We start from the raw sequence: 6,466 nt of genomic DNA on the forward strand, positions 1-6,466 counted from the left end.
GAGGTCGACAGTGACGAAATCGAGCTGTTAGCCGACGACAGACCCGTCGAAGTCGACGTGGACAGCGACGTGATGGAGCTGTTGGCCGACGAGAGGCCGGTCGACGTCGAGGTCGACAGCGACGAAATCGAGCTGTTAGCCGACGACAGGCCCGTCGAAGTCGACGTGGACAGCGACGTGATGGAGCTGTTGGCCGACGACAAGCCGGTCGACGTCGAGGTCGACAGCGACGTGATCGAGCTATTCGCCGAGGACAGACCGGTCGAGGTCGACGTGGACAGCGATGTCACCGAGCTGTTGGTCGAGCTGAGGCCCGTGGACAGCGACGTGATGCCGGTCGAAAGCGAGGCAATGGCGCTGCCGGACGTCGACACCGTGGTCGACAGCGAGTCGACGATCGAATTGGTTGCGAACAGCTGCGAGCCATTGATCGCATCGGTGCTGTTTGCGGTGATTTGACCGGCTGCAACGTTGGTGACCTGACGCTCGGCGCCAGGTTTGCCGACGCTGACCACGCTGGTTGGATTGCCACCCGCGAACGTTGCGGTTACACCGCCGATGGTGCCGGTCGGCGTCGGGTTCGCCGTCGACGTGATGGAGCCGCTGCCGAGTGCGACGTCGCCTGCGTTGTTGGCCGTGGCGTTCTGGCCGATGGCGACTGCGCCGTTCGCCTTCGCGTTCGCGGTGTCGCCGACGGCAACGCTACTCGCACCTGCGGCGCTTGCAGCCACGCCAGCCGCGAGGGCGTTGGTGCCCGTCGCGCCGGTGTTGTCGTAGTTGGCCTTCTGCGTGCCACCGTCGTTGACGCTGTAGTAGTGCGTCTTCGCGGCGTTGATTGCGGTCGAGGTCGAGGTCGACAGCGACGTGACCGAGCTATTGGTCGAGCTCAGGCCGGTGGACAGCGAATTGATGCCGGTCGAGGTCGACGTGGACAGCGAACCGATCGAGCTGTTGGCCGACGAGAGGCCCGTCGACGTGGAAGACGAAAGCGACGTAACCGAGCTGTTTGCCGAGCTGAGGCCGGTCGACAGCGAGTTGATGCCAGTCGAAGTCGAGGTCGACAGCGAACCGATCGAGCTATTAGCCGACGAGAGGCCGGTCGATGTGGAAGTCGACAGCGACGTGACCGAGCTGTTGGTCGAGCTGAGGCCGGTGGACAGCGAATTGATGCCGGTCGAGGTCGACGTCGACAGCGAACCGATCGAGCTGTTAGCGGACGACAGGCCCGACGACGTGGAGGTCGAAAGCGACGAGATCGAGCTGTTAGCCGACGACAGACCCGTCGAAGCCGACGTCGACAGGCTCGTGATGCTCGACGTCGTCGTGCTTGCTACCGAGTAGAGCTGGCTACCGTTGATCGCATCGGTGCTGGTCGACGTGACGAGCCCCGCGGCGACGTTCTGGATGCGACGCTCGTTGCCCGCCGTGCCGACGCTGACGACGCCGTTGGCAGCACTTGCGCCGGCAAAGTTGCCGAACGTCTGGCCGCCGATCGTGGCGGAGGTGACCGAGCTGGTGCCGCCGGTCGCCGTGGTAGTCGCACCAATTGTCGCCGAATTGTTGCCAAGGGCAACGGAGTTTGCCACGTTGGCCGTCGACAGGTAGCCAAGCGCCATCGCGTTGCCGGCCGAAGCGGTCGATTGATAGCCCATCGCGACCGCATTGCCGTTGCCGCTGGCCGTCGCAAACGAACCGATCGAAATGTTTCCGGCCTGGGAAGCCGCGGCTTGCTGGCCGATTGCAACGCTCTGGAGCGCACTGGCCGTCGCCACGCCAAGCGCCACGCTGCCGGCGCCAGTCGCGCTGGCATTGACGCCGATCGCGGTCGCGTAGTTCGCCGTCGCGGAACTTCCGTTCCCGAAAGCGGAGGCAGGCGCCGAAGCCCCGCCCGCGTACGCGGACGCACCGATTGCGCTCGAACCCGCATAAGCCGCGGTGGCGCCGCTGCCGATACCGACCGAACCCGCACCCGTCACGCTGTTGCCACTGCCCAGCGCAACCGCGCCGGTGCCGTTCGCCGAGTTGCCGCTGCCGAGCGTGACCGCGCCCGTGCCGCTTGCCGAGTTGCTGGTGCCGAGCGCGACCGCGCCGTCGCCGCTGGCCGTTTGCGCGCGGCCGATGGCCACGGCGCCGCCGGTTGCGGTACCGCTGTTGGCGGTCGTGCCCGACGAGCCGATTGCGACGTTCTGGCCGGTTGCGCCGGAAACGATGCCATCACCTTGCGCGATGCCGTAGGCGCCGCTGACGGTTGCACCGCGACCGAGCGCGATACCCGAGGTCGCGGCCGAGGAGATGAGTGATTGACCGCCGAGCGCAATCGAATTCGTCGCGGTAGCCGACGCGCCCGCTACACCGTTGTTGCCGATGGCGATGGCGCCGGCGGCATTGGCGAGCGTCTGGGTGGTACTCGGCGTGCCGGTTGCCGTCGAACCGCCGATGGCGACCGAGTTTGCTCCGGAGGCAAGGGCTTGGCTGCCGACCGCAGTGGCGAAATTGGCGTTGGCAGTCGCTGCCTGGCCCAGTGCGACCCCGGCCGCGCCGGATGCAGTCGCGGAGCGGCCCATCGCCAGCGTATTGCCGCCGCTCGCTACCGCATTGGCGCCAATGGCCGTACTGCTGTTGTTGCCGGCCGTTGCGTTACTGCCGATGGCGGTTGCATAGGCGTCGGAAGAGGTCGCACCCGCCCCGATCGCCGTGGAGTTGTTGGACGAGACCGTCGAAGAAGGGCCGATAGCGACCGAATTGGAACTCGTGGTCGACCCGCCGCCGGCCGCATAGTACTGCGCATGCGCGACGTTGCTGGCCAGCGACCCCGCTGCGAGGACTGCGGTTGCAACGGCCTTCACGACGGCCGACTTGTTCGGCTTGCCCCGTGCCGAATCGTGTTCCGATGCCGCGACCCAGGCGCCAAGAGCTTCGTTCCAGATCGAGCGGTATGTGCGGTTCATGTCCTGCTACCTCCAAATGTGCACGCCACACACCGGTCTCTTTTGTTAGAGGATTACTCCGTGCGCTCGCGCGAATCTCAAAATTGATGGGCGGAGTTTATTGGAGGTGGTTTTTGTAGATTGACAAACAGTGATAAATGAAGTGTTTTAAAAGTTAAAAGATGGTTAATGCGATGCGTTTTGATGTGTCGTGAGTGAATGATTTTGAAAGATGTAAGAATGTGTCATGTAGGGTCCGGATTTCCGGCGAGCCTTCAAGATTTATTCATAAAAATCAATATGTTATGTCTGTTTTGTGCGGTAGGTAACACATCGCGGTGCTCGAAAAGTAAGACAAATGAAATAGCAAACGTTTGCGCGGCGACAAATTCTTTCTGGAATGTAATGTAAATTCATGGTTTGGCTGATAACCCTTCTCGCATAATATTAATTTGTTAACTAATTGATTTTGTGAAAATTGTTTTTGTATTAATTGGATTTTTATAAATCAATTAAATTTTGAATTGAGAATATCCGGCTGTGCCGATTTGCGCATCCCGCCCGGCGCGGGCGCCCGTGTGGCGGGCGTTCCGGGCGGTCTGGTTCGTGGAATTTGTAATAAATTGCTACAAAGCGATGGATTGTGTCGTCAGAACTCAACTATCGGATTTGTCCTATTGACGATATCGTTCATATCTGAACTTCGGCGGAATTGGGGGGCGTGCCGGGCAACCCTGGGAGGCGGTTCCGCCGCGGTTTCCGGCGCGGCGTCGACAGGGGTGTAACAGACCGTCGATGAGCGCCGGGGACGACGTCCCGAAATGTCAGATTCCGGGTGCGACAATGTGTCCGGCCCGCTGGGGGTGGACCGAAGCGTCGCAAGAAAAAGGGGATGGAGTAAACGTATCGGGCACGCCACATCCGATCGGCGGACACGGAGCCGATCGGGTGGCTCGCCGCCGGCCACGAAGGCGTGCCGGCCGGCAGGACCGGCGGCAGCCAGCCCGGCGTTACTTCTTCAGAAACCGCAGCGCGAACCGCGCCATGCGCGGCACGAACATCGGCCGCAGCAGGCGCCTGTCGTAACCGGCCATGCGCCTGTCGTTCTCGGCCAGACACAGCTCGATGAGCTCGCGCGGGTTCAGCGCGTCGCCGATATCCGCCGTGCCGGTGGCCGGAAAGTTTGCATCACGCGCGACGCCATCGGCATCGATGCCGCGCGCGATGCCGATGCGGTCGCGGATCAGTTGCACCCACACGGCCGCGACGCGCGCGAAGAACCAAGGCCGGCGCCACCACGGCATCGTGCGCCAGTACCACGCGTACCAGTTCGCGAAGAACAGGATGTGGCGGCCTTCTTCCTGGATCACGGGCTCGAAGGTGTCGACGAGTTCGGGCGGGAAGTAACCGGAGCGCTGCGCGGAGCGGAACAGGCCGAACGCGAAGAAGCTGTCGATGCATTCGCTGAAGCCCGTCATCATCCACGACCATTCGGGATCCTTCGGCGCCGGATAGGCCGGCTCGGGCGCGAGCCGGATGCCGTATGCCTCGACGAGCTTCGACAGCACGACCTTGTGGCGCGCTTCCTCGCCGCCGTCCATCTCGAGCGCGCGGCGCAGCAGCGGATCGTCGACCGTCGCCGCGTAGGTCGCCACGCGGATCGACGCGCGGCCTTCGGTCTGTACCGCGATGTCCCAGATCGGCAGCGACGTGAGCCGCCTGAGTTCGTCCGGCTTGAGCGCCGGCCAGTCGATCACGGCCGGCTTGTACGGGTTGTGTGTATCGAGCAGCATGCGGCAGAACATCTGCATGTGCGCATCGGAACCGATCCGGACCGGACCTTGCCTCTCGAAGGTCCAGTTGCGCATTGCGTGATCTGCGGCTGCGTGCTCTTCCTGCAGCGTGTCACTCATGGCTGTTGTTATTCGATTACGGGTCGAAAGATTCTTGCATAGCTTCCGTAATCGCGTATTTTCGAGCGGCCATGTGTGCGCCGATGTGTGCGCCGGCCAGGCGCGCGTCACGCGTTCGTGTCGACCCAGAGGCGGCCCCAGCGCGACGCATAGGCGAGCGCGTGCTCTTCCTCGAAGAAGAAATCGATCGCGTCGAACGACACGGAGCGCGGCGACGGGCCGCTGCTCGCCTTCTCGATCGTCAGGTTGGCGGCGAACAGCCCGTTCGGCAACCGGGCGGCAGCGGGGGCGACTTCGTAGCCCTTGTAGCGGATCGTACGGTTCATGGCGTGCGCGTAGAAAGTTCGGACTTCCAGCGTACGAAAACCTGCCGGTGCCGTGAACCAATCTTTCGGCCAATGCTAATCACGCGGCAGCCCGGATCGTTATCGGGGCGGTACGCAGGGGTGGGGCAGCGCGGGGAAGGCAGCGGCGTGCTTGGCGCATCGCCACGCATCGAAAAAGCGCCGCGCGCGCCCGTCGAACTGCGTCGACCGGGCGCGCGCGGCGCAATGCAGCGGAGATCGGACCTTACTGGTTGGCGATCTTCAGCACGGGTGCGAGCGCATCGACCGATGCCGCATGCGACGCCGCACGATGCGATGCGAAGGCGAGCGCGAACTCTGCCGCTTGCGCGCCGACCGTCTCGAGCTGCGCGGCGACCTTCGGATCCGAGCAGCTGTCGGCGCTTTCGAAGCGCGTTTCGAGCGTGTTCACGGTCGCGCCGAACGGTGTCGGCCAGCCGCGCAGTGCATGGACGATCGAACGCACCGACGTCAGCACGGTGCCGGCCGCCTGCCAGCCGTACGCGGTGACGATCAGGCCGACCGCGCGGCCGTCGAGATAGGGGCGCTCGTCGGCGCGCAGTTCCTCGAGCGTGTCGAGGGCGTTCTTCACGAGACCGGAGACGCCGCCGTGATAGCCGGGCGTCGCGATGATGATCGCGTCGGCCTGGCGCACGGCGTCGATCAGCTCGCGCTGCGCGTCGGTCAGCGTCTTGTGTTCGGGGGCGTAGTGCGGCAGCGTATGCAGGAACGGGCCGTCGAACAGGCGCGTCCGTGCGCCGGCGGCCTGCGCGCCGCGCAGCGCGAACGACAGCGCGCGTTCGGTGGACGACTCGGCTCGGGTGGTACCGCCGATGCCGACGACGAACGGGCGGCGGTGTTGATCGAATGCAGTCAAGGGGCGCTCCTCGGGGATGGCTTGCCCGGCTAAGCACAGGCTTAAAACCAAATGGTAACGACCCCGTCGCCACTCTGAAAACGACTTTTCGTTCTATCGATATGCCGCGCGGCGGGGCAATCGTGTGCGCGGCCGCGCAGATCGATAGCAGAAATGCTTGGTTGGGGCGGTGCGCCACGGTCGATAAGATGGGCCCGTCTCCTCCATGATGTCTCTACTGACATGGGTTGGCCCCGCCGCGCGGATGCAGGCGGGGCTTTTTTTCGGTTCATCGCGGGAAACCGTGGAAGCTTTCGGTGCAGTTGGTAACCTGACGCCAATGGGAATAGGCGTTGGAGGCCAAATTGCTGGATCGCAAAGCACTACAGGCGCTGGGCTGCTGGACGGGCTACCGGATTGAGCGAG

Annotated in this window: 4 protein-coding genes; all 4 read right to left on the reverse strand. The window is 63.7% G+C overall.

Features of this window, described 5'->3' with window-relative positions:
• Positions 1 to 2,948: ESPR-type extended signal peptide-containing protein (locus DIE03_RS37800; RefSeq protein ID WP_260435031.1), on the reverse strand; the 2,948-nt coding region annotated here is incomplete at its 3' end.
• Between the two features lie 989 nt (positions 2,949 to 3,937).
• Positions 3,938 to 4,840: a ferritin-like domain-containing protein gene (locus DIE03_RS37805; protein WP_124457123.1), complete on the reverse strand. Its 903-nt coding sequence runs from the start codon at positions 4,838 to 4,840 to the stop codon at positions 3,938 to 3,940.
• A 107-nt stretch (positions 4,841 to 4,947) separates the two neighbouring features.
• Positions 4,948 to 5,166 carry a transcriptional regulator gene (locus DIE03_RS37810; protein ID WP_124457124.1) on the reverse strand — a complete coding sequence of 73 codons (219 nt, stop codon included), beginning with the start codon at positions 5,164 to 5,166 and terminating at the stop codon, positions 4,948 to 4,950.
• A 244-nt stretch (positions 5,167 to 5,410) separates the two neighbouring features.
• Complete coding sequence (locus tag DIE03_RS37815) at positions 5,411 to 6,061, reverse strand: NADPH-dependent FMN reductase (RefSeq protein WP_124457125.1); 651 nt, start codon at positions 6,059 to 6,061, stop codon at positions 5,411 to 5,413.
• Positions 6,062 to 6,466: the final 405 nt, after the last annotated feature.

The sequence above is a fragment of the Burkholderia sp. Bp8992 genome (assembly GCF_003853705.1).
GTDB lineage: Bacteria > Pseudomonadota > Gammaproteobacteria > Burkholderiales > Burkholderiaceae > Burkholderia.

Bases quoted from the DNA above. Each gene is read 5' to 3' on its own strand.
- DIE03_RS37805 (WP_124457123.1), bottom strand. From the start codon at position 4,840: ATGAGTGACACGCTGCAGGAAGAGCACGCAGCCGCAGATCACGCAATG.
- DIE03_RS37810 (WP_124457124.1), bottom strand. From the start codon at position 5,166: ATGAACCGTACGATCCGCTACAAGGGCTACGAAGTCGCCCCCGCTGCC.